The sequence below is a fragment of the Sphingomonas immobilis genome, assembly GCF_030580995.1.
In the GTDB taxonomy this organism is placed as follows: Bacteria; Pseudomonadota; Alphaproteobacteria; order Sphingomonadales; family Sphingomonadaceae; genus Sphingomonas; species Sphingomonas immobilis.
In genome coordinates, this window is the sequence record NZ_JAUQSZ010000011.1 from 128,704 (window position 1) to 152,165 (window position 23,462).

Here is a 23,462-nt window from a genome sequence, read left to right on the forward strand (position 1 = left end):
CGTGCGCGGGGGCCTCGCCCTTGCCGCCGTCCTGTGCCCGGCGCTCGTCGCCGGGTGCAGCGCGGCGGCGCCCCCTGTTTCCACGCGCCCCGCAAAGCCGGTGCGCGTCATGTCGATGAACCAATGCACCGACCAGCTCGTGCTGGCGCTGCTCCCGCCGGAACGCATCGCGTCGGTGACGTGGCTGTCGCGCGATCCACGCTATTCGGCGATGGTCGTGGAAGCCGCGCGCGTCGCCGCCAATCGCGGCAGCGTGGAGGAGGTGGTGACGACCCGGCCTGATCTGATCGTTACCGATACCTTCTCCAATCCCGGCGGCCGCGCGCTGCTGGCGCGGCTCGGCGTGCCGGTCGTCGCGATCGAGGATGCGATGGACGTACCCGCCATCCGCCGCAACATAAGCGACCTTGCTACCGCCTTGGGCGTGCCCGAACGCGGCGCGGCGCTGGTCGCGAAGATGGATGCGCGGCTGGTCGCGTCGCCGCCGGTGCGCGGCGTGCGCGTCGCCGTCTGGGGCCGCGACGGCATGCGCGAGGGCCCGCTCGTCGCCGCCGTGATCGCCGCCGCCGGCCTCACCGACGTGACGCCAGAGACCGGCCCGACCGATACCGAGGCGCTGCTGCAAGCCGCGCCCGATTTCCTGATCGAGGGCGACGGCGCGGACGGCGGCGCCTCGCTCGGCGACGCGCGCCGCGACACCGCGATCGTGCGCAAGCGTTGGCCGCGCAGCCGCATCCTCCACATCTCGCCGCGCGACACGATCTGCGGCGCGCCCGCCATCGCCGATGCCGCGATCGCGCTCCGGGCGCAGGTGCGGGCGGCGCTATGAACCGCTGGCTGATCCCGCTTCTGCTGCTGGCGCTGGCCGCGCTGAGCGTCGCATCCCTGCTCTCGGGCACGATCTGGCTCTCGCCCGCGGCGCTGGCCGAGGCGGCGCGCGCGCAGCACCCGACGCTGGCGGGCCTCATCATCACCGAGATCCGCCTGCCGCGCCTCGTGCTCGGCATCCTCGTCGGCGCGATCCTCGGCCTGTCGGGGGCGGTGCTGCAGGGCCTGTTGCGCAATCCGCTCGCCGAGCCGGGGCTGCTCGGCGTGTCGGCGGGTGCGTCGCTCGGCGCGGTGATCGCGATCTATTTCGGGCTGGCGGCGCATTTCGCGCTCGCGACGCCGTTGTTCGGGCTGGTGGGCGGGCTCGTCACCGCCGGGCTCGCGCTGACGCTGGCGCGCAGCGGCGGCACGCTGGCGCTGATCCTCGCAGGGGCCGCGGTGTCGAGCATCGCCGGCGCGGGTGTCAGCCTTGCGCTCAACCTCGCGCCCAATCCCTACGCCGCCTATGAGATCATGACCTGGCTGATGGGCTCGCTCGCCGACCGGAGCTGGGATCATGTCGTCCTCGCCGGGCCCTTCATCCTGATCGGCGCGGCGCTGCTGCTGGCGACCGCGCGCGCCATCGATGCGCTGACGCTGGGCGAGGCGCAGGCGGAGAGCCTCGGCGTCAACCTGAAGCGCATCCGCCTGCTCGCTTTGTTCGGCACCGCGCTCGGCGTTGGCGCGGCGACGGCGGTGACGGGCGCGATCGGTTTCGTCGGGCTGATCGCGCCGCACATCGTCCGCCCGCTCGTCGGCCACCGGCCCGGCGCGACGCTGGTCCCGGCGGCGATCGCGGGCGCGGTGATCGTCACGGCGGCGGACATCGCTACGCGCCTCGTCCATTTCGGCCCGGAAATCCGCCTCGGCGTGTTCGTCAGCGTCGTCGGCGCACCGTTCTTCCTGTGGCTGGTGCTGCACGTGCGGAACACCGCGCCATGAGCGATCTCGTCCTCGAGGGCGTCAGCGTCGTGCGGCGCGGCCGCCTCGTCCTCGACTGGGCGGACGTGCATTTCGCCGCCGGCCGCCTGACCGTGGTGATCGGCGCGAACGGCGCGGGCAAGAGCACTCTCCTCGAAGTCGCCGCCGGGCTGCTCCCGCCGGGCCGCGGGCAGGTGACGCTGGGCGGCGCTCCGCTCGCGGCGATCGGCCGCCAGGGCCTCGCGCGCCGCCGCGCCTATCTGCCGCAGAGCCCGCGCGTGGACTGGGCGATCAGCGTCGAGCGCGTCGTTGCGCTCGGCCTCAGCGCGCATCTGCCCGCGTTCGGCGGCCTGCCCGCGATCTGGCAGCCGAGGATCGACGCCGCGCTCGACCGCTACGATCTGCTCGCCCTGCGCGACCGGCCCGCGACGCGGCTGTCGGGCGGCGAGCTCGCCCGCGTGATGCTGGCGCGCGCGACGGTCGGCGAACCCGAGCTGCTGATCGTCGACGAGCCCACCGCCGGGCTCGATCCGCGTCACGCGCTCGATGCGGCCAAGCGGCTGCGCGCGCTGGCCGACGCCGGCCATACCGTGATCGTCGCGCTCCACGATCTCGATCTCGCGCTGCGCATCGCCGACGATGTCGTCGCCGTGCGGAACGGCCGCATCGCGGTGCAGGGCGATGCCGAGACGATCTTCACCGGGGAGATGCTGGGCGCGCTCTACGACGTGGCGGTGCGCGTGACGCGCGACGCCGACGGCGCGTCGATCCGCTTCCTCGACTAGCGCCCGCGCGCCGTCTTCACGCGCGCCATCGCATCGTGTTCGATCTGGCGCAGCTCGCGGATCGTCTCCTCCAGCGCGACCTGCTGCTTCTCGAGGTCGAGCAGCCGCTCGCGCACCCGCCCCGCAAGGCGGATCATCTGCTCCACATGCTCGGGATCGGCATCGTAGAGGTCGAGGAACTCCTGAATTTCGCGGAGTGAAAACCCGAGCCGCTTGCCGCGCAGGATCAATTGCATCCGGCCCACGTCGCGCCGCGAATAGATGCGCATGCTGCCGACGCGCTCGGGCTCGATCAGGCCCTTGTCCTCATAGAAACGCAGCGCGCGGTGCGTGACGCCGAGCTGCCGCGCCACCTCCTGTATCCCCTGGCGCGTACGATCCTGCCGTTCGCCCTTAACGACGGCGCGAAGATCAGCGGCGCGAAGATCGGCCTCGCCCGTGTTCAAGCGCGCTTGGCCTTTTCCTCGGCGACCAGCTCCTTTTTGGAGAGCTTGCCGATCAGCGTCTTGGGCAGGGTGTCGCGAATCTCATACTCCTTCGGGATCTCGATCTTATTGAGCCGCTCCTCGAGGAATTTGTCGAGGTCCGCGATGCTCAAAGTCTGTCCCTCGTTGAGCGCGACGAACAATTTCGGCGACTGGCCGCGATAGGGATCGGGGATGGCGATCGCGATCGCTTCCTTGACGGCCGGATGCTGGTACGCCGCATCCTCGATCACGCGCGGATAGACGTTGTAGCCGCCCGCCAGGATCACGTCCTTGATGCGGTCGACCAGGAAGAGATAGCCGTCCTCGTCGAGATAGCCGATATCGCCCGTCCTGAGCGCGCCGTCGACGAACACCGCCTCGGTCTCGGCGGGCTTGCCCCAATAGCCTTTCATCACCTGCACCCCGCGCGCGCAGACCTCGCCGCGCTCGCCGGTGGGGAGCAGCACGTGCGGGTTGGCGGGGTCGCGGATCTCCAGCGTCGTGGCGGGGAAGCGCGGGCCGCAACTGTTGGTCTTGATCAGCCCATCGATCGGATTGCAGGCGATGATCGGCGAGGCTTCGGACAGGCCGTAGCCCTCGACCACGCGCGCGCCGGTGCGGCGTTCGAACGCCTCGCGGATTTCGAGCGGCAGCGGCGCTCCGCCGGAAATGCAGGCGCGCACGTTCGACAGATCGGGAATCTGCGCGTCGGGCAGGTCGTTCATCGCGGCGTAGATCGTCGGCACGCCGAAGAATTGCGTCGGGGGCTTGCGCTTCATCGTGCGCAGCACCTGCGCCATGTTGAAGCGCGGCAGCAGCACCATCTCCGCGCCGATCTCGATCGAGAAATTGAGCACGGTGGTGAGCGCGAAGACGTGGAACATCGGCAGCACGCCGAGGGTCCGCTCCTGCTGCGAACGCAAGCCCCCGACATGAATCAGCATCTGCGCGCTGTTGCCGGTGAGGTTGGCGTGGGTCAGCATCGCGCCCTTGGGCGTGCCGGTCGTGCCGCCGGTATATTGGAGGACGGCGACGTCATCGGGGTGCTGCGCGACCGGATCGGGCGCGGCATGATTGGCGAGCAGTTCGCGCAGCGGAATGGTCCGCGCCGGATCCTCGATATGCGCATGTTCCTTGCGCTTGAGGAAGGTGAAGCCGAGCGCCTGCACCATCGGCAGCATGTCGGCCATGCCGCACACGACGATGCGCTCGACGCCCGCCGCCTTCGCGATCTTCTCCACCTTGTCATGGATCATCGCGAGATCGGGCACGGCGATGAAGCGCGTGCCGGAATCGCGGATCTGATGATCGAGCTCGTGTTCGGTATAGAGCGGGTTGAACTGCACGACGATCGCGCCGACGCGGAGAGCGGCGAAATACAGCACCGGGAAATAGGGGCAGTTGGGCAGGCAGAGGCCGAAGCGGTCGCCCGGCTTCAGCCCCTTGTCCTGCAGGCCGCGCGCCGCATGCTCGACCAGAGTGCCGAGCGCCTTGTACGTCCACGTCCGCCCCATGAAATCGACCGCGATCCGTTCGGGCCAGGTTGCGACGGCGTGGTCGAGCAGATCGGTCAGCAGGCGGGGCGTGATCCCCGCCGCCGACTGGAGGTCGGCGACGGGGGAGGCGTCGAGAGGCGGCATCGCGGTATCCACGGTCAGAAGTGTACCCGCCCGCCGATCGACAGCACGACCGCATGGGCATCGGTCAGGCTGCCGTTGACGAGGATCGGCGTCTGGGCGGCCGTTCCCGCATAGGCGGCGGTGGTGCGGTTGATGACGGCGTCGTCGATGGCGATGTAGGTCGCCGCCGCGTCGATCGTGAAGCGCTCCGACAGGTTGTAGCTGGCGCCGCCCGAGAAGTTCCAGCGGTTGTTGTCGGGCACGCGCGCGTCGCGGTTGCCGTTGCTGGTCGGCGTCTGGTCGTGCTGCACGCCGGCGCGCAGCGTCAGCTTAGGCGAAATGTCGTAATCGACGCCGCCCGCGAAGCTCCAGGTATCGCGGTAATTCTCGGGGATGGCGGCGTTGAGCGGTGCGCCGAGGCGGATCGCGTCAAACTCCGACCAGCCCATCCGCACCGCCTGCGCGTTGAGCGTCACCTGCGGCGACACCCGGTAGCGCGCGCCGAAATTCACCTGCCACGGCGTGCTGAAGTTCGCGGTGGTGGAGATGGTCGAATTCTGCGCGGCGAGCGGGCCGAGCAGGCCGGAGGTGGTCACGGTGCCGGTCAGCGTATGCTTCACCGCCGACTTGTAGCCGACGCCGAGCTGCAGCGGACCCTTGTGATATTGCGCACCCACGCTGTAGCCGACGTCCCAGCCATTGCCTTTCAGCTCCTGGAAACCGTCGCCGGGCAGCAGCGGAGAGATCTGCGGCAGCGCGTTCGACAGGGTCGCCTCGGCATAATGGACGTTGAGGCCCGCGCCGATGCTGATCTCCGGCGTCACCGCGAAGGCGATCGTCGGCTGGAGATCATAGAGGCGCAGCTTGGTCTGCAGCGCGGTGTAGCGCGCCCAGCTCGTCGTCGGATATTTCGTCTCGAAGGCATAGGGTGCGCCGATGTTCATGCCCACCGACAGGCGCGGCGTGATCGCACAGGCGAAACCGCCCGACGGCAGCACGCCGTTGGTGATCGGGTTGCGGCTGACCGCGTCGCCACCGACCGCCGCCGGTGCCTGGCCCGGCCGCACGATGACGGTGCCGAGGTTGTTGACGTTGCCGCGCGGCAGGATCGCGCTGACGCCGAGCGCGCCGTCGCAGCCCCTGATCCCGCCGATCGCCGCCGGGTTCCACCACATCGATGCCGCACCCTGGTCCGCCGTCTCACCCGAGAAGGCGCGTCCGTTGCCGCGCACCGACTGCTCCTGCAGGTAGAAACCGCTGGCGTGCGCCGTCCCGGCAAGGCCGAGCGCCATCAGCGGCAGGGCGCCGGCTGCGATAATCTTCTTCATACTCTACTCTCCATGCGTAATTTTTGTTTGTCGTTGGTGTCAGCGGATGCGGGTCCAGGTCTGCGTCTTGCAGAGCGGCCAGACGATGCAGCCCTTCAGCTTGAGCTGGTCGGCGCTGGCGGGGGTGAGGGTGGCGCTGTAGGTGCCGCCGTCGTCGCCGTTATAGATGGTGCCGCCGCCCCACGCGCCCGATTTCCAGGTGAAGCCTTTCAGGATCACGAGGCCCTTCAGCGCGCGCCCGCGCTGTGCGGCATCCTTGTTGTTGGCGTCCTTCAGGTTCGAATTGGCGCGGATGCCGTCCGAATCGACGAGCGTGCCGCAGATCGACGCACCGCATTTCGCGATTTCCACGACGCCGTGTTTGGTGGGCGTCTGCCAGCGGCCGACGACGATTTCGGGGGAGGCGGCGCCTGCTGCCGCCAGTGCCAGAAGTTCAAACATGCTCTCTCCAAACCATTTTCGCATCGCCAGTGGATCCGACGTGCTGGTCTTGGCGTTTCCGTGTCTCCCGGAATGCGCGAATCACATCCTGCTACAAAAATCAGTTGACGTATAGGTCAATTATCGCACCTTAAGGGAATGCGATCGGGTGGTGATTCCCGGCAACACCTGTACGGAGAGGTTTCATCGATGCGTGACGTGGTTATCGCGGGCTATGCCCGGTCCCCCTTCCACCTGGCCGGCAAGGGCGCGCTCGCCCGCGTGCGCCCCGACGATCTGACCGCGACGGTGATTCGCGGCCTGATCGATCGCAGCGGCGTGAAGCCCGAGGATATCGAGGACATCGTGCTCGGCTGCGCCTTTCCCGAAGGTGAGCAGGGTCTCAACGTCGCGCGGCTGATCGGGCTGCTGGCGGACCTGCCGCTGTCGGTCGGCGGGATCACGATGAATCGCTTCTGCGGCTCGTCGATGAGCTCGATCCACTATGCCGCCGGCCAGATCCAGCTCAATGCCGGCGAAGCGTTCGTTTGCGCGGGCGTCGAATCGATGAGCCGCGTGCCGATGATGGGCTTCAACCCGCTCCCCAACCCCGCCCTCGCCAAGAAGAGCGCCGCGTACATCGGCATGGGCGACACCGCCGAGAACGTCGCGAAGAAGTATCAGATCACCCGCGAGCAGCAGGAAGCCTTCGCGGTGAAGAGTCAGGAAAAGACCGCCGCCGCCATCGCCGCCGGGAAGCTGACAGACGAGATCGTTCCGATCGCGACCAAGGCCGGCACGGTCGATACCGACGGCACGCCGCGCAGCGGCACGACGATGGAAGCGCTCGCCGCGCTCAAGCCCGCGTTCAGCGCCGACGGCACCGTGACGGCGGGCACCTCCTCGCCGATCACCGACGGCGCCAGCGCGGTGCTGGTGACGAGCGAGGAATATGCGCGCGCCAACAATCTGCCGATCCTCGCGCGCATCAAGTCGGTCGGCATCTCCGGCTGCGCGCCCGAGATCATGGGCATCGGCCCGGTCGAGGCGACGCGCAAGGCGCTGAAGCGCGCCGGGATCGAGATCGGCCAGCTCGACGTGATCGAGCTCAACGAGGCCTTCGCCAGCCAGTCGCTGGCGTGCATCCACGACCTCGGGCTCGACGTCGCCAAGGTGAACCTCGACGGCGGCGCGCTCGCCATTGGGCACCCGCTGGGAGCCACGGGCGCGCGCATCGTCGGCAAGGCGGCGGCGCTGCTCAAGCGCGAGGGCGGCAAATACGCGCTCGCGACGCAGTGCATCGGCGGTGGCCAGGGCATCGCGACGATCCTGGAGTCGGTCGAATGAGCGACGCCATCAAGAAGGTCTGCGTGATCGGCGCGGGCACGATGGGCGCCGGCATCGCCGCGCAGGTCGCCAACGCCGGCGTGCCGGTGCTGCTGCTCGACATCGTCCGCGACCAGAACGACCGCAATGCCGTCGCGACGGGCGCGGTCGCCAAGATGCTCAAGACGGAGCCCGCGCCCTTCATGTCGAAGGCCGCCGCGAAGCTGGTCGAAGTCGGCAATATCGAGGACGATCTCGCCAAGGTCGCCGATTGCGACTGGATCGTCGAGGCGATCATCGAGCGGCTCGATCTCAAGCAGAGCCTGTACGAAAAGCTCGAAGCGGTGCGGAAGCCCGGCACGGCGGTGTCGTCGAACACCTCGACGATCCCGCTCGGCCATCTGATCGAGGGGCGCTCGGACGCCTTCAAGAGCGACTTCCTCATCACGCACTTCTTCAACCCGCCGCGCTACATGCGGCTGCTGGAGATCGTCGCCGGGCCGGAGAGCGACGCGGCCCTCGTCAAGCGCGTGTCCGATTTCGCCGATCGGCAGATGGGCAAGACCATCGTCAATGCGAAGGACACGCCCGGCTTCATCGCCAACCGCGTCGGCACTTTCTGGATTCAGGCCGCGCTCAACGCGGCGTTCGAGCTTGGCCTGACGGTCGAGGAGGCCGATGCCATCGCCGGAAAGCCGATGGGCGTGCCCAAGACCGGCGTGTTCGGGCTGGTCGATCTCGTCGGCATCGATCTGATGCCGCATCTCCAGCAGAGCCTCACCAGCACCTTGCCCCAGGACGATCCCTATCAGGCGATCGCAGAACTGCCGCCTCTGATCGGCAAGATGATCGAGGGCGGTTACACCGGCCGCAAAGGCAAGGGCGGCTTCTACCGGATCAACCGCGAGGCCGGGAAGCGCAAGGAAACGATCGATCTCAAGACCGGCGAATACCGGCCGGCGATCGCTGCGCCGCCGGTCACCGCGCGTGACGTGGGTGCGCTGATCGCCGCACCCGGCAAGACCGGCGAATACGCCTGGGCTGTCCTCGGCCAGACGCTTTCCTATGCGGCCGGGCTCGTGCCGTCCGCTGCCGACAGCATCCTCGGTATCGATGACGCGATGAAGCTCGGCTACAACTGGAGCTTCGGCCCGTTCGAGCTGATCGACAAGATCGGCGCGGCGACGCTTGCCAAGCGGCTCGCCGACGAGGGCAGGCCGGTGCCGGAAATCCTGAGCCTCGCGGGTGATCGCAGCTTCTACCGGATCGAGAACGGCCAGCGCCAGTATCTCGGCCGTGACGGCGAATACCACGATATCGTTCGCCCCGAGGGTGTGCTGCTGCTTTCCGACATCAAGCTGGGCGCCAAGCCGCTCGTCAAAACGGCGTCGGCGTCGTTGTGGGACGTCGGCGACGGTGTCGCCTGCCTCGAATTCACCGGCAAGATGAACGCGCTCGACGGCGAGGCGATGAAGGCGATCGAGCAATCGATCCCGATCGTCACCGAGAAGTTCAAGGCGATGGTCGTTTATAACGAAGGTGCCAATTTCTCGGCGGGCGCGAACCTCGGCCTCGCCATCTTCGCGATGAATATCGCGGCGTGGAGCGAGATCGAGAAGCTCGTCGCGGGCGGGCAGGTCGCCTACAAGGCGCTGAAATACGCGCCGTTCCCGGTCGTCAGCGCGCCGTTCGGCACGGCGCTCGGCGGCGGGTGCGAAATCCTGCTCAATGCAGACGCGGTGCAGGCGCATGCCGAAACCTATACGGGTCTGGTCGAATGCGGTGTCGGCCTCGTCCCCGGCTGGGGCGGTAACGGCGAGTTGCTGGATCGCTGGCGGCACAATCCGGCGCTGCCCAAAGGACCGATGCCCGCCGTGGCCAAGGTGTTCGAGACCGTCTCGACCGCGACCGTCTCCAAATCGGCGGCGGAGGCGAAGGAGCTTGGGTTCCTGCGTCCGTCGGACGGCATCACCATGAACCGCGACCGCTTGCTCGCCGACGCCAAGGCGAAGGCGCTCGCGCTGGCCGAAGGCTATCAGCCGCCTGAGCCGCCGGTGTTCCGCCTGCCAGGCGCGGGCGGGCGCAGCGCGCTCGACGTGGCGGTGAAGGGCTTCCAGGCACGCGGCCTCGCGACCAGCTATGATGGCGTCGTCTCGGGCTTTCTCGCCGATATTCTGACCGGCGGCGAGGCCGATCTGGTCGATACCGTCACCGAGGACGACCTGCTCGCGCTCGAGCGCAAGGCGTTTATGAAACTGGTGCGTGATCCGCGCACGCAGGCGCGCGTCGAGACCATTCTCGAAACCGGCAAGCCACTGCGCAACTAAGGGACTGATACCGATGCAAGTCTACAAAGCCCCACTGCGCGACATGCGCTTCGTCCTCGACGAGCTGCACACCGACGACGGTTTCGGCGACATTCCCGCGCTCGCCGAATTCACGCCCGACCTGACCAGCGCCGTGCTGGAAGAGGCCGCGCGCTTCAGCGAGGAAGTGCTCGCGCCGCTCAACCGCAACGGCGACGAGGAGGGCTGTCATTTCGAGAACGGCGTCGTCCGTACGCCGGAGGGCTTCAAGGAAGCCTATAAGCAGTTCCAGGAAGGTGGCTGGACCGCGCTCGCCTCCGATCCGCAGTGGGGCGGGCAGGGCCTGCCCGAAACGGTGAGCAAGCTGGTCGAGGAGATGAGCTGTTCGGCCAACCTCTCGTTCGGCCTCTACCCCGGCCTGTCGCACGGCGCGACGACCGCGCTGGAAGGGCATGGCACCGAGGATCTCAAACGCTTCTACATGCCCAAGCTGGTCAGCGGCGAATGGTCGGGGACGATGTGCCTGACCGAGGCGCATTGCGGCACCGACCTCGGCCTCTTGCGCACCAAGGCGGTGCCGCAGGACGACGGCAGCTACAAGATCACCGGCGCGAAGATCTTCATCTCGGCGGGCGAGCATGACCTGACCGACAACATCATCCACCTCGTTCTCGCGCGGCTGCCCGATGCGCCCAAGGGTGTGAAGGGGATCAGCCTGTTCCTCGTCCCGAAGTATTTGCCCAAGGATGACGGCACGCCGGGCCCGTCGAACGGCGTCGCCTGCGGGGCGATCGAGCACAAGATGGGGCTCAAGGCGTCGGCCACCTGCCAGATGAACTTCGACGACGCGACCGGCTGGCTGGTCGGTGAGCCCAACAAGGGCATGAATGCGATGTTCACGATGATGAACACCGAACGCGTCTCGGTGGGCATCCAGGGCCTCGGCGTCGGCGAGGCCGCCTATCAGTCGGCGGTGTGGTACGCCAAGGACCGGCTGCAGGGCCGCGCGCTGTCGGGCGTCAAGAACCCCGATGGTCCCGCCGATCCGATCATCGTCCATCCCGACGTGCGTCGTATGCTGATGACGATGCGCGCCTATAACGAGGGTTGCCGCGCACTGTCCGGCTGGGTCGCCCGCGCTCTCGATGCCGAGAAGCATGCGACTGATCCTGCAGTGAAACAGCGCGCCGAGGATTTTACCGCGCTGATGACGCCGGTGGTGAAGGCGATGTTCACCGATCTCGGCTTCGAGAGCGCCAATCTCGCCATCCAGTGCTATGGCGGCCACGGCTACATCCGCGAGAGCGGTGTCGAGCAATATGCCCGCGATGCGCGGATCGCGATGATCTACGAGGGCACCAACGGCATCCAGGCGCTCGATCTCGTCGGGCGGAAGCTGCCCGCGCATACCGGGCGCTATCTGCGCAGCTTCTTCCACCCCGTCTCGAACTTCATCGAGGAGAACAAGGGCGAGGGGCCGATGAAGCCGATGATCGACGGGCTGGAGCGGGCGTTCGGCGCGCTGCAACTCTCGACCGCGACGATCGCCGAGCGCGGCCTGCGCGATCCCGAGGAGGCGGGCGCGGCATCGGCGGATTACCTGCGCCTGCTGGGGCTGGTGGCTATGGCGTATCTCTATGCCAAGGCGACGAAGATCGCGGGCATGAAGCTGCTGTTCGGCACCGAGGAGAAGTCCTTCTACGACGCCAAGATCAAGACCGCGACGTACTTTTTCGAGCGCATCCTGCCCGATGCGACCGCGCGCTTCCTCAGCATCAAGGCGGGCAAGAAATCGATGATGGCGCTCGATCAGGACCAGTTTTGAGCGCCGCAGCGTGACCGGGCTCGACGAAATCCGCGCGATGATCGCGCGCGGCCGGCGGCCCCCGATGATGGAGCTGCTCGACATTCACCTCGTCGAGGTCGAGCGTGGCCATGTCGTGTTCGAGGCGACGCCCGGCGCGGCGCATTTCAATCCGATGGGGACCGTCCACGGCGGCTTCGCGGCGGCGATGCTCGATTCGGCCTGCGGGGTCGCGGCGAACAGCGCGACCGAGCAGCCGTCCGACTGCCCGACGCTGGAGATCAAGATCGCGTATCACGCCGCGCTGACCGCGCAGACCGGGCTGGTGCGTGCGATCGGCACATTGGTGTCGCTTGGGCGCCGGGTTGCCTTCACCGAGGCAAAGCTGATCGGCGCGAACGACAAGCTCTATGCCAGCGCGACATCGACCCTGCTGGTGACGGAACGCCGCCGAACCTAGCCGCGCGGGACCGGGCGCGACAGGATCCACGCCGCCGCCAGCAGCATCACCGCCGCGATCGCGATCGCCGCGATCCAGCCGGGTCGCGCCAGCCACCAGAACAGCGCGTAGCCCAGCGCCATCCCTCCGCATGCGGCGAGCTTCGCATGTGTTGGGATCGCGCGTTCGCGCCGCCATGCCTGCAAAGGCGGGCCGAAGCGCGGGTGATCGAGCAGCCACGCCTCCAGCCGGGGCGACGAGCGCGCGAAACACGGCAGCGCTAGCAGCAGGAAATCGGTGGTCGGTAGCAGCGGCACGAACAGCCCGATGATGGCGATCGCCACCATCACCCAGCCGAGTACAAGCCAGAACGGCCGCCCGAGACGCCAGCGGCGTGCGGGTGCGTTCGTGCCGGTGTGGCGATCTGGCTCGGGGTCGGCGGCGGCATTCGCCATGAACTGCGGGTTAGAGCATTTGCGAACCGCTCGCAACGATGCCGAAGCGGATACTGGTTTCGTCTCCGAAACGTCGGTAAAAAATAATTCGCAAGTGCAGCGTGTGGATTCGATCGCGCTGTGTCGTCTGTCAGGGTGAACGGAAGTGGTGACTCTGGCGATCGGGCCCTATTCCCGCCTGCAGACGCGCAAAAAAGGTGTTCGACGACGTGAAGACTGTCCCGCAATCGCATGGCCTGCCTGCGCCGCGCCCGATTCGGGCGCTGGTCGGCCTTGCGCGCGGGGCTCGGGGCGGACATGAGATTTCGCTATGCGGCGCGGCTGGCTGGATCATAGGTGTGAGCGTCTTGGGCGGGGGCAACCCGCGTGACCTGCGGTTTGCGCGCGGTGTTTCTGGCGGAGCGGGCAATGCTGCTGCGCCTGCTTCGCGCGCGGTTGGGCTGCGAGGCGGACGCCGAGGACGCGTTGCAGGAAATGTGGTTTCGCATCGAGCGGACGGAGACGCGGCCTGTAGCCGACGCCAAGGCCTATCTCTTTCGTATCGCGTCGAATTTGGCGAGCGACCGGCGACTGTCCAAGTCGCGGCGCGAGACGCTGGACACCGCCTGGATCGAGACTCAGCCCGAAGCGGCGGAGCATCCCGATGCCGAGCGCGCGCTGCTGGCGCGAGAACGACTGGCGGATGCGCAGGCGGTGATCGCAGCCATGCCGGAGCGCATGCGCACCGCTTACACTTTGTTTCGGATGGAAGCGCTAAGCCAGCGCGAGATCGCCGGCCGGCTGTGCGTCAGCCTGAGCGCAGTGGAGAAATTGCTGCAGCGGGCCTATGCGCGTCTGCACCGGCTCGAGGACGAGAGTGATGCCGAAGATTAACGCGGCGATCCTGCGCGAGGCCATCGCCTGGCACGTACGCCTGCCCGAGCTGGATGGCGACGGCTGGGATCGCTTCACCCTGTGGCTGGAAGCCGATCCGGCCCATGCCGACATCTACGATCGCGTCAGCCTCTATGACGCGGAGCGCGCCGCGCTGCGCCTTCCGAAAGCGAGCAACGACAACGTCCGCTGGTGGAAGGGCGGCGCGATCGCCGGCGGTACTGCCGCCATCGCGGCGAGCCTGCTGCTGGTGATGCCGCACTTCTCCACGCCGCAATCGTCGCGCTATGATATCGAGGCGGGTGCCGCGCGGCGCTCGGTGGCGCTTGGCGACGGCACGCGGATCGATCTCGCGCCCGGCGCGCGCGTGACGCTCGACAAGCACAACGCGCGCTTCGCCTCGCTCGCCTCTGGCATGGCGGTGTTCACGGTGAAGCACGATGCCACCCGTCCTTTCGAAGTGCTGGTCGGCGACCATGTTGCGCGCGATCTCGGCACAGTGTTCGAAGTGGTGAAGACGCCCGACGAGATTCGCGTCAGCGTGGCCTCGGGCGAGGTCGAGTTCGATCCCGCGACCAGCGCCACGCACATCGCTCCGGGCGAGCGCCTGTCGTTCGACCAGGCGTCCGGCAAGACGATCGTCGTTCCCGTCGCCGCCGACAGCGTCGGCGAGTGGCGCGGGGGCAGGCTGCGCTTCGCCGACGAACCGCTCGGCCGGGTCGTCGATGCTCTATCGCTCGCAACTGGGACACAGGTGACGCTCGGGCATGGATTGTCGGGCCGCCGATTCACGGGCATGGTGCATCTTTCGGGGGATGCGGGGCGCGATGTTGCGCACTTTGCGGCGTTGACGGGGCTGACGAGCAAGCGGGATGGCGATCACTGGGTTATCGCGCCCGTGGCGAGCACCGGGGACTAGTCTCGCCGCTGCCGCGCTCTGTGCGGCAACACCCTGCTACGCACGAAGCGCCGCGATCGATATTCCCGCCGGTACGCTCGACCGCGCGCTTCTCGCGCTTTCCAGCCAAAGCGGTGTCGATATCGTCAGCACCGAAGGCGGGCTGAAATCGCGCTTCGTCATGCGCCTGCGCGGGCGCATGACCGTGTCCGAGGCGCTGCGCCGTCTGCTCGACGGGAGCGGCTACCATGCGCAGGCGATGGCGGCCGGATACCGGATTGTCGCCGGAAGCGACGCCCGCCCCGCGCCCCGGCCGCCCGCGCCGAAACCGCCGCGCCCGCCTGCTCCGGCCGCGCCCGCCGATGATGTCGTCGTCACCGCCAGCAAGCAGCACGTCGGTTTGCGCCGCTATCCCGGCTCGCTGATGATCATCGATGCGAACGCGCTGCACGGCCTCACCGGGCAGCCCGGCGACAGCGACGCCATCGCGCGCGCACTGCCCGTCGTCGAGGCGACGCAACTCGGGCCGGGGCGCAACAAGCTGTTCGTGCGCGGCATCGCCGACAGCAGCTTCAACGGCGCGACCCAATCGACCGCCTCGGTCTATTTCGGCGACGTGCAGCTGAGCTATTCGGGTGCCGATCCCGATATCAAGCTGGTCGACGTATCGCGGCTGGAGATTCTCGAAGGGCCGCAGGGCACGCTCTACGGCGCGGGCTCGATCGGCGGCATCGTGCGCATAACGCCCAATCCGGTCGATCTGACGAAGGTCGGTGGCGCGATCGGCCTCGGCGGGGTGGCGACGCTGCACGGTACGCCGGGATACGATGCCAGCGCCGTCCTCAATCTGCCGATCGTGAAAAACGTGGCCGGCGTGCGGCTCGTCGGATACCGGATGCGCGACGGCGGCTATATCGACGATACGAAGCGCGGGCTGACCGATATCAACAGCACCGACACCAGCGGCGTGCGGGCCGAGGGGCGCTTCGATGCGGGGGGCGGCTGGTCGGTCGAGGGCGGAGTGCTGTGGCAGTCGATCGATACGCCGGACACGCAATATGCCGCGGTGACCGGCAACCGGCTGACACGCGCCTCGACCATCGCCCAGCCGTTCGCCAGCGAGATGCTGCTCGGCCGGGTCATCGTGAACAAGACGTGGGGCAGCGGCCTCGAGCTCTCGCTTGCGACAGGCCTTGCGACTTATGATCTGGTCGAGGATTTCGACGCGACTTTGCCCGGTGGCCCGCCGCAGCGCTACGACAATCAAGTCGGCAACTGGTTGCTGACGCACGAGGCGCGGCTATCGCGCTCTACGGCCAATGGCAGCAGCTGGGTGCTTGGTCTCGCGCTGCTCTATGACAAGAACGAGCAAAACCGGCAGGTCGGTCCGCTCGACGGATCGGGCGAGATCGTCGGCGTAACCAACGTCGCAAAGAGCGCCTCGGCGTTCGGCGAAATAACGCTTCCCATCGGCCACCGCCTGCGCGCGACGATGGGGCTGCGCGGTACGATCGGCCGCAACGAGGCGACGCCGACCTTTCGTACGCGCAGCCCTTTCTTCCCGGGCCGCCAGACGATGCGCGTCGATCCGACAATCGCGGTCAATTACCGGCTCAGCGACAATCTCTCCACCTACGCGCGCTTCCAGACGGGCTATCGCACCGGCGGACTCGCGGTGTCGCGCCTCGCAGGGCGGACGGCGGAATTCAACCGCGACGAGATCGTCATGGGCGAGCTCGGTTTCCGTCTCGGCACGCCGGGCGCTGGCCGCATCGCGCTGGGTGGCGCGGTCGCCTACGCGCATTGGAAGAATATCCAGGCCGATCTGTTCGACCGTCAGGGCCGGCCCTTCACCATCAACCTCGGCGATGCGCGCCTCCTTTCGGTCGAGGGGAATGTGGACTGGCAGCCGGTCAGGGGCCTGCGCGCGCAGCTCTCCGCGCTCTATACCGCGAACGAGGTGAGCGGGCCGCTCGCCGATACGTCGGTTCGCAACAACCGGCGGCTGGCGCAGGTGCCGTCGATCGCGGGCAGCGGCTCGCTGAGCTATGCGTGGGCGGCGGGGCCGGGGAACGGGTTCGAGATCGCCAGCTCGGTCGATTTCGTCGGGCGCGCGGTGCTCGGCACGGGCGACTACCTCGACGTCAGTCACCCCGCGTATGCTATCGTCGGCGCGCATGTCCGCTGGACGCGCGGGCCCTTCGTCACCACGCTCGCCGCCGACAACCTGCTCGATAGCCGCGCCGATCGATTCCCTTTCGGCAACCCCTTCGCGCTCGGCCAGCGCACGCAGATCACGCCGCTGCGCCCGCTGACGGTGCGGCTCGGGACGAGCTTCGGCTTCTGATCACGCCGCCAGCGCGTAGCGGCGGCAATGATCGAGATAGCCCGCCTCGTGCCGCCCGGCGAGCGCCACCACGCTTTCCCACAGCCACGACGGCGCATCGAGCGACCCGCGCCGCTTGGCGAGTTCTCCGAGCCAGCCTTTCCGGGTCGCGGCGCCCATCTGTCGCGCGTGCGCCTTGCCGACGACAAAGGCGAGGTAGCGCGCGGCCTTCACCGCCTGGCGCTTGCTGAACTGGTCGACCTCCAGCTTCAGATCCTGCGGCGCGAGCTCGCGGATGAAGAGCGAGCGGCCGAGTAGCCGCACGGGGATCAGCCGCGCGCCGAGATAGGGCGACAGCGCCCGCGCGCCCGCCGCGACGCGCTGCGCATTGTCGGTGGGCATCACCGCGCCGGGTGCTGCGGGGGCGATCGGCGCGACCGCCTGCTTCACGTCGATCAGCCCGTAGTCGGGTCGCCCGTCTGCGTTCTTCACTCCGACGATGGCGGCATAGCGTAATAGCCCCAGCGAACTGCACCCCTTCATCCAATAGGCGGCATCGACCAGCCGGACGTCGCGGCCGGCGTCCTTGCCCTCGAGCGACAGGATCGACCGCGCGATATCCGCGTCGTCGAACAGGCTTTCCAGCGCCGCACGTTCCTTCTTGTCGATCGGCCAGAAATGCTTGCCGAGCGGGATGCTGGGATCGGGATCGTCTAGCCGTTCCGACGCGAGATCGCGCCAGCGCCGGCCGAGCGCGCGCCTGCGCACGCTGCGCACGGCCTGCGGTTCGGGCCCGCTGTCCTTGCCCTCGGGATCGGCGATGGCGGCGGTGTAGCCGTCGACCATCTCCTCGATCATCCGCATCGTCGTGACGCCAGGCAGATCGGACCCGCGCGCGGCGGTGGCGAGCGACAGGCCGAGGCGGATAAGGTCGTGCGCGGGATTGCCGATCACCGTCTGGTCGAGGTCGCGGATCTGGATCTCCACACCGCGGTCGCCGTCCGACAGCGGACCGAGATTGCCGAGGTGGCAATCCCCGCAGATCCAGATCGCGGGGCCCTCCGGCACGTGTCGCGAGGCATGCGAATCCGCCAGCCATTCGTAGAATTTCACGGTGTTGCCGCGCACATAGGCGTGCGCGGATTTCGCCATCTTCAGCCTGCGGTTTTCTTCGAGGACGGGTTGCCGCTCGGCAGGCTTGGTGGTGGACATATGTGTCTTAATGTTTCCCGTTGTTCGATATTGAGAACGGGCGAGCCGCCGGATTGGTTGCCCAGGCCTTGTTGGGCACCGCCGCCATCGTGAACCGCAGCGTCCCGCCGCCGCGCACCTCGGCATCAGTGATATAGCCGCGCGCGAGCGGCTTGCCGTCGAGCGTGACGCCGGCGACATAGCGGTTGGCGTCCGACAGCCCGATCGCCTCGACCGTGAAGTGCTTGCCGTTCGGCAGATTCAGTACCGCCTTGTCCACGAACGGCCGCCCGAGCACATATTGGTTCGACCCCGGCGTGACCGGGTAGAAACCGAGCGCGGTAAAAACGTACCACGCAGACATCTGGCCGAGATCGTCGTTGCCCGCGAGGCCATCCGGCGTCGGCTTGTACTGGCTATCGACGATCTGCTTGAGCCGCGCCTGCGTCCGCCACGGCGCGCCGGCGTAGTTGTAGAGATAGGCGACGTGGTGGCTCGGCTCGTTGCCGTGGATATATTGCCCGATCAGTCCGGCGATATCTTCGGCGTGGCTGTAATCGACCTTGCTGTTGTCGAAATCGAACATCGCGTCGAGCTTGGCGATTGTCCTGGCGTCGCCGCCCAGCACCGCCGTCAGCGCCGCCTGATCCTGCGGCACGAACCAGCTATATTGCCACGCATTGCCTTCCGTATAGTCGGAGCCGTAGTTGATCGCGGTCGGATCGAACGGCACGCGAAAGGCACCGTCCGATTTCCGCGCGCGCAACCAGCCCGACTTTACGTCGAAGCTGTTGCGCCAATTGCCGGCGCGCTTCTCGAACCGCGCGGCGATGTCGATCTTGTCCATCGCCCGCGCCATCCGCGCGATCGTCCAGTCGTCATAGGCATATTCGACCGTCTTGGAGGCGGCCTCGGGCTCCTTGTCGATCGGCACGTAACCGCGATCGATATAGTCGCCGAGGCCGCCGTAGGATCGGTGGTCTGCGCTCGCCACCATCGCCGCCAGCGCGGCGTCGGCGTCGAAGCCGCGAATACCCTTCAGATAGGCGTCGGCGATGACGGGCACCGCATGATAGCCGATCATCGTCCACGTCTCGCGCCCCGCGAACTGCCAGACGGGGAGGATGCCGTCCGGGCTCGCCTGCTGGCTGGCGACGAGCGACTTGACCACGTCGGTCGTCGTCCGCTCGGGCTGGACGAGCGTGAGCAGCGGATGCTCGGCGCGAAACGTATCCCACAGCGAGAAGGTCGAACGGAAGGTGTAGCCCTTCGCCTCATGCACCTGATCGTCGGGCCCCCGGTAGCGCCCGTCGGCGTCGCTCCACACGCTCGGCGCGAGCAGGCTGTGGTAGAGCGCCGTATAGACGTTGGTGCGCGTGGCAGCGGGCGCAGCGATCTCGACCGCGCCCAGCGCCTCGGCCCAGGCGGCGCGTGTGCGCTTGCGGACCGCGTCGAAATCGCCCGGCTCGGCGGCGAGGTTGGCGACGGCGGCGTTCTCGTCCACGCCCGACAGCGCGACCTTCACCTCGAGCGGGGCCGCCAGCGCGCCGAAATCGAGCCGCGCCTCGAGCAGCCGCCCGAGCTTTTCGTCGAGCGCGTCGCTGCCGCGCCCCGGCCCCTGGAAGCCCTTGTAGACGACCTTCTCCTCGCGATCGACGAAGGCGTGTCCGGTGAGAGGTGCGGAGAAGCGCATCGCGAAGAACAGCTTGCGCCCCGGTGCCCAGCCTCGCGTCTCGCGAAAGCCCGTCAGCGTGCCGTCCGGCCGCAGGTGCAGCCCCGACCACAGGATCTTGCCGGGATAAGTGTAGAGCGACGAGCGCAGGTCGAGCACCAGATGCGCCGCCTTGCCTGCCGGGAAGGTGTAGCGATGCACCCCCACGCGCGTCCCCGCCGTCAGCTCGGCCAGCACGTTCGCGTCGTCGAGCTTCACGGAATAATAGCCGGGGTTTGCCACCTCGGTCTTGTGATCGAAGCGCGAGCGATAGCCGCTGCCCGGCTTCTTCGCGTCGCCCGGATCGAGCGATACCGTGTCGCCCGCGACCGGCATCACCAGCACGTCGCCGAGATCGCTGTGCCCCGCGCCCGAGAAATGCGTGTGGCTGAACCCCTGGATCGTCGGATCGTCGTAGCGGTAGCCCGCCGCATGGCTGTAGCAGGCGCGGATCTCGCAGCTCGTGTCGGTATCGGGCGACAATTGCACCATCCCGAACGGGGCCGTCGCGCCGGGGAAGGTATGCCCCTCGCCCCCGGTGCCGATCATCGGATCGACCGTATCGACCGGGGCAGGCGCGGTTTGCGCCAGAAGCGCGGTGGGCAGGAGGGCGAGCAGGGGGAAGAGGCGGCGCATCACGGCATTAAGCAGGGCGCGGGCGGCAAAGTCCATCGCGGCGCAAATGGGCGATTCGCACGGGCGCGCAACTCGGCTAGGCTGGTGCGCGATGACCGACCTTTCCGCCATCATCGCCGATATCGTCGCCGAAATGGCGGACGCGCCCGAGCGCGGCAAGGTCGCCGACTATATCCCGCCACTCGCGACGGTCGATCCGATGAAGTTCGGGATCGCGGTGATCGAGGCGGACGGCACCTGCCACCTTGCCGGCGATGCGGACGAACCTTTCTCGATCCAGAGCGTCGCCAAGGTGTTCGGCCTGACGCTCGCGCTTGGCAGCGTCGGCGATCAGGTGTGGAAGCGGGTGGGCCGCGAGCCGTCGGGCACCGCCTTCAACTCCATCGTCCAGCTGGAGACCGAGCGCGGGATTCCACGCAATCCCTTCATCAACGCTGGGGCGATCGTCATCGCCGATATCCTGCTCGGCCGCCGCCAGCCGAGCGAGGCGATTGCCGAGACGCTGCGTTTCGTGCGTGCGCTCGCGGGCGAGGACGGCATCTATATCGACGATGGCGTCGCGGCGGACGAGCAACGCACCGGCTTCCGCAACAAGGCGCTCGCCAACTACATGCGCGCCTTCGACAATATCGTTCACGACGTCGATCAGGTGCTCGGCGTCTATTTCCACCAATGCGCGCTGGCGATGAGCTGCCGCCAGCTCGCGCTGACCGGGCGATACCTGATGAGCGGCGGACGCAACCCGGAGACGGGGCACTCGATCGTCTCCGCCAATCGCGCGCGGCGCATCAACGCACTGATGATGACGTGTGGCCACTACGACGGATCGGGGGAGTTCGCCTTTCGCGTCGGCCTGCCCGGTAAATCCGGCGTCGGTGGCGGCATCCTCGCGGTGGCGCCCGGCAAGGCGAGCATCGCGGTCTGGTCGCCGGGTCTCAACGAGCGCGGCAATTCGCAACTGGGGACTTTGGCGCTGGAACGATTGGTCCAGCGCACGGGCTGGTCGGTGTTCGAGCCCTTGGGCAGATAGGAGCGTGGGCGCTGGAGCGGCATTGTTGCGCCCCGCCTTCAGAGTCCAGCGCAAGTGGCGGTAAGGATCAGGGCTGTCTCATTACTGACATGCAACAAAAGCAATCAGTTGCGAGGGAGCGGACAACTTGGCCGACGCCAAACAGATTGACTCGGTCTTAACGGCGACGCTATCTGCCGAGCGGGGTCGCTAAAAAAATAGTTCGCGTACGAAAGACAGATGCGCCGGAGGCTCCGCCTCCGGTCCTATCGTCTTGTCGAGAGATACTAACGGGGGGACTATCGTGATCCGACGCCGGATTCCTGTGCATATCCTGGCGGGCACTGGTGCCTTCGCGCTGTCCGTCAGCCTTTCTCCGGCCGCGTTCGCGCAGGTAGCGCCGCGGCCCGATCCGCTTCCCGGGCAATTGCCCCCGCCCGAGACGACCACGCCGGCGACCCCCGACGGCACGACGCAGCCGTCGCGGGTCAGCGTCGATTCGCGCGCCGCGCTGGAGCAGCGGCCGTGTCCGTTCGACGGATCGGACCTGCGCCTGACGCTGAACGAGGTCCAGTTCACGCGCATCGACGGCAGCCCGCTGCCGCCCGAAATCGCGCAGGCGCTGTCCGGCCTTGCCATCCCCAAGGGCGACCAGTCGGTCCGCTCGATCTGCGAAGTCCGCGACGCTGCCAACGAGGCACTGCGCCGCCAGGGCTGGATCGCATCGGTGCAGGTGCCGCCGCAGGAGATCAACACCGGCACGCTGCGCCTGAACGTCGTCACCGCGCATATCGTAGAGACGCGCGTGCGCGGCAATGCCGGGCCGTATGAAGGCGTCATGCGCGCGCGCATCGCCGAGCTCGAGGCGCTCGATCCGCTCAACGAGCGCACCGCCGAGCGCATCCTGCTGCTGGCGGGCGACATCCCCGGTCTCGACATCCAGCTGTCGCTGCGTCCCGCCGGCACCGGGCCCGGCCAGGTGATCGGCGAACTGACGATCAACTATCGCCGCTTCGCGATCCTCGGCAACGCGCAGAACTACAATTCGAAGCTGCTCGGCCGCGAGACCGGCTATCTGCGCGCCGAATTCTACGGCCTGACCGGCATGGGCGACACGACCTATATCGGCGCGTCGACGACGGCCGATTTCCACGAACAGAAGATCCTGCAGGTCGGCCATATCGCCCAGCTCGACCAGAGCGGAACGACGCTCGGCGCGCGCTTCAGCTACGCCTGGTCGCGGCCCGATCTCGATCCGCTCGATTACCGTACCGACACGATCATCGGCGGCCTCGATCTGATCCAGCCGATCAAGCGATCGGTCAATTTCAACCTGCGCGCCACTGGCGGCTTCGATTATGTCGATCAATATACCGAGATCGGCACCGGCACGGGCCTGCTGCCGCTGACCACCGACAAGCTGCGCATCCTGTATCTGGGCCTGTCGGGCGACAAGCGTGCGACGCGGCTCGACGGGTCGGTCGCCTGGTCGCTGCGCGGTGGGGTCGAGATCCGCAAGGGCTTCAACATCCTCGGCGCGACGCGCCCCGGTTTTGCGGGCGGGCAGATCCAGTCGCGCGTCGATGGCGAAGCGGACGCCTTCGTCGCACGCGCCAACCTGCAGGCGACGGTCGGCCTTGGGCGTTTCATAAATCTCGTCGGCGAGATGCAGGGGCAGTGGGCGAATGCGCCGCTCCTCAACTACGAGGAATTCTCGCTCGGCAACCTGACGATCGGACGCGGGTACGATCCCGGCGCAAACAGCGGCGACCGCGCGGTGGGCTTGCGCGGCGAGGTGCAGGCCAATTTGCCGATCTCGTCCAGGGTCAACACGCAGGTGTTCGGCTTCTATGATTACGTGAAGCTGGTGAATCTCGATCCCGGATCGATCGAGGCGAACCGCCAGTTCCGAAGCGTCGGCGGTGGCCTGCGGCTCGCGCTGCCGGGCAAGGTCCTGCTCGAAATCGCTTATGCCCACCCGATCGACAAGGCGCTGACGATCGACAAGGCACCGCCGCCCAACCGGGTGCTGGTGTCATTGTCGTTCCGGTTCAGGGACGGCGCGCGCTGAGAGGCGGAAA

19 protein-coding genes are annotated in these 23,462 nt (G+C 67.6%); 12 read left to right on the plus strand and 7 right to left on the minus strand.

The window, feature by feature from the left end:
• The first annotated feature begins 1 nt into the window (after position 1).
• Genes Q5H94_RS15750 through Q5H94_RS15760 form a run of 3 tightly spaced genes read left to right on the plus strand, consistent with a single transcriptional unit; the run spans position 2 to position 2,573 of the window.
• Positions 2-829, plus strand: a complete 828-nt coding sequence (locus Q5H94_RS15750) for an ABC transporter substrate-binding protein (RefSeq protein ID WP_304562250.1) — start codon at positions 2-4, stop codon at positions 827-829.
• Positions 826-1,809, plus strand: coding sequence for a FecCD family ABC transporter permease (locus Q5H94_RS15755; RefSeq protein ID WP_304562251.1), 984 nt, complete (start codon positions 826-828; stop codon positions 1,807-1,809). Before Q5H94_RS15750 ends, Q5H94_RS15755 begins: the two co-directional genes overlap by 4 nt.
• The gene (locus Q5H94_RS15760; protein WP_304562252.1) at positions 1,806-2,573 is read left to right on the plus strand and encodes an ABC transporter ATP-binding protein; all 768 of its coding nucleotides are present in this window, start codon (positions 1,806-1,808) and stop codon (positions 2,571-2,573) included. The genes Q5H94_RS15755 and Q5H94_RS15760 overlap by 4 nt, the downstream gene beginning before the upstream one ends.
• Here the strand turns inward: Q5H94_RS15760 and Q5H94_RS15765 are convergent.
• The 4 genes from Q5H94_RS15765 to Q5H94_RS15780 form a co-directional block, all read right to left on the minus strand.
• Entirely contained in the window at positions 2,570-2,935 is a 366-nt protein-coding gene (locus tag Q5H94_RS15765) for a MerR family transcriptional regulator (RefSeq protein ID WP_304562284.1), read from the minus strand. The two genes, Q5H94_RS15760 and Q5H94_RS15765, sit on opposite strands and share 4 nt — an antisense overlap.
• 80 nt (positions 2,936-3,015) lie before the next feature.
• Positions 3,016-4,680, minus strand: a complete 1,665-nt coding sequence (locus Q5H94_RS15770; RefSeq protein WP_304562253.1) for a long-chain-fatty-acid--CoA ligase — start codon at positions 4,678-4,680, stop codon at positions 3,016-3,018.
• 14 nt (positions 4,681-4,694) lie between these two features.
• The gene (locus Q5H94_RS15775) at positions 4,695-5,987 is read right to left on the minus strand and encodes an OmpP1/FadL family transporter (protein ID WP_304562254.1); all 1,293 of its coding nucleotides are present in this window, start codon (positions 5,985-5,987) and stop codon (positions 4,695-4,697) included.
• Between the two features lie 39 nt (positions 5,988-6,026).
• Positions 6,027-6,428 (minus strand): DUF2147 domain-containing protein, encoded by a 402-nt coding sequence (locus Q5H94_RS15780; RefSeq protein ID WP_304562255.1) that lies wholly within the window; start codon positions 6,426-6,428, stop codon positions 6,027-6,029.
• A 189-nt stretch (positions 6,429-6,617) separates the two neighbouring features.
• On the opposite strand from Q5H94_RS15780, the gene Q5H94_RS15785 reads away from it, so the two are divergent.
• From Q5H94_RS15785 to Q5H94_RS15800, 4 genes are read left to right on the plus strand one after another with little or no spacing between them, the layout of a single operon-like run.
• Positions 6,618-7,754 carry a thiolase family protein gene (locus Q5H94_RS15785; protein WP_304562256.1) on the plus strand — a complete coding sequence of 379 codons (1,137 nt, stop codon included), beginning with the start codon at positions 6,618-6,620 and terminating at the stop codon, positions 7,752-7,754.
• On the plus strand, positions 7,751-10,060 hold the full coding sequence (locus Q5H94_RS15790) for a 3-hydroxyacyl-CoA dehydrogenase/enoyl-CoA hydratase family protein (protein ID WP_304562257.1): 2,310 nt from the start codon (positions 7,751-7,753) through the stop codon (positions 10,058-10,060). The genes Q5H94_RS15785 and Q5H94_RS15790 overlap by 4 nt, the downstream gene beginning before the upstream one ends.
• 13 nt (positions 10,061-10,073) lie before the next feature.
• On the plus strand, positions 10,074-11,864 hold the full coding sequence (locus tag Q5H94_RS15795; RefSeq protein ID WP_304562258.1) for an acyl-CoA dehydrogenase C-terminal domain-containing protein: 1,791 nt from the start codon (positions 10,074-10,076) through the stop codon (positions 11,862-11,864).
• Between the two features lie 10 nt (positions 11,865-11,874).
• A complete protein-coding gene (locus Q5H94_RS15800; protein ID WP_304562259.1) occupies positions 11,875-12,303 on the plus strand; it encodes a PaaI family thioesterase in 429 nt (142 codons plus the stop codon).
• Here Q5H94_RS15800 and Q5H94_RS15805 read toward each other — a convergent pair.
• Positions 12,300-12,737: a YbaN family protein gene (locus Q5H94_RS15805; protein WP_304562260.1), complete on the minus strand. Its 438-nt coding sequence runs from the start codon at positions 12,735-12,737 to the stop codon at positions 12,300-12,302. The genes Q5H94_RS15800 and Q5H94_RS15805 overlap by 4 nt on opposite strands.
• A 408-nt stretch (positions 12,738-13,145) precedes the next feature.
• On the opposite strand from Q5H94_RS15805, the gene Q5H94_RS15810 reads away from it, so the two are divergent.
• From Q5H94_RS15810 to Q5H94_RS15820, 3 genes are read left to right on the plus strand one after another with little or no spacing between them, the layout of a single operon-like run.
• Positions 13,146-13,610 (plus strand): RNA polymerase sigma factor, encoded by a 465-nt coding sequence (locus tag Q5H94_RS15810; protein ID WP_304562261.1) that lies wholly within the window; start codon positions 13,146-13,148, stop codon positions 13,608-13,610.
• Positions 13,597-14,529, plus strand: coding sequence for a FecR family protein (locus Q5H94_RS15815; RefSeq protein WP_304562262.1), 933 nt, complete (start codon positions 13,597-13,599; stop codon positions 14,527-14,529). The genes Q5H94_RS15810 and Q5H94_RS15815 overlap by 14 nt, the downstream gene beginning before the upstream one ends.
• Positions 14,483-16,855 (plus strand): TonB-dependent receptor, encoded by a 2,373-nt coding sequence (locus Q5H94_RS15820; RefSeq protein WP_304562263.1) that lies wholly within the window; start codon positions 14,483-14,485, stop codon positions 16,853-16,855. The genes Q5H94_RS15815 and Q5H94_RS15820 overlap by 47 nt, the downstream gene beginning before the upstream one ends.
• On the opposite strand, the gene Q5H94_RS15825 is transcribed toward Q5H94_RS15820, so the two are convergent.
• A complete protein-coding gene (locus tag Q5H94_RS15825; RefSeq protein WP_341850116.1) occupies positions 16,856-18,172 on the minus strand; it encodes a DUF2252 family protein in 1,317 nt (438 codons plus the stop codon).
• On the minus strand, positions 18,054-20,372 hold the full coding sequence (locus Q5H94_RS15830; protein ID WP_304562265.1) for a GH92 family glycosyl hydrolase: 2,319 nt from the start codon (positions 20,370-20,372) through the stop codon (positions 18,054-18,056). The genes Q5H94_RS15825 and Q5H94_RS15830 overlap by 119 nt, the downstream gene beginning before the upstream one ends.
• A gap of 91 nt (positions 20,373-20,463) precedes the next feature.
• Here Q5H94_RS15830 and Q5H94_RS15835 point away from each other — a divergent pair, with 91 nt between their 5' ends.
• On the plus strand, positions 20,464-21,402 hold the full coding sequence (locus Q5H94_RS15835) for a glutaminase (RefSeq protein ID WP_304562266.1): 939 nt from the start codon (positions 20,464-20,466) through the stop codon (positions 21,400-21,402).
• Positions 21,403-21,685: 283 nt separating this feature from the next.
• Positions 21,686-23,452 carry a ShlB/FhaC/HecB family hemolysin secretion/activation protein gene (locus tag Q5H94_RS15840; protein WP_304562267.1) on the plus strand — a complete coding sequence of 589 codons (1,767 nt, stop codon included), beginning with the start codon at positions 21,686-21,688 and terminating at the stop codon, positions 23,450-23,452.
• Positions 23,453-23,462: the final 10 nt, after the last annotated feature.